We start from the raw sequence: 258 nt of genomic DNA, 5'->3' as shown, positions 1-258 counted from the left end.
GAAGATTTTGCGCTCCTCGTCAACGGCTCACGGCTCCAACCCGAGGACAGGAACATCTGGGGTGTGACGTTCGTGCCTGGCCAGGCTGACACTTTCTACGCCACGGCTGCATCCGCGGGCCGCATCTGGCTGGTTCGGGGCAGCCTGTCCGGAAGGACCCTCACGGCCGTCCACGACAACGTGGAGTGCCCCTCGATCTCACCTGACGGCACCCGTATCGCGTACAAGAAGAACGTTGGCGGGAGCCAAACCCCGCAC

General features: G+C 64.0%; 1 protein-coding gene. It reads left to right on the top strand.

What is annotated here, in order from left to right; translation table 11 throughout:
- Positions 1-258 (top strand): hypothetical protein (locus SB772_RS42830; RefSeq protein WP_410838875.1); only part of this gene is annotated, 258 nt, incomplete at both ends.

Origin of the sequence: Paraburkholderia sp. SIMBA_030, assembly GCF_046535245.1 — a bacterium.
Taxonomy (GTDB): Bacteria; Pseudomonadota; Gammaproteobacteria; order Burkholderiales; family Burkholderiaceae; genus Paraburkholderia.
Note: the sequence above shows the minus strand (reverse complement) of the source record. Positions and strands in the feature narration are given on the sequence as shown.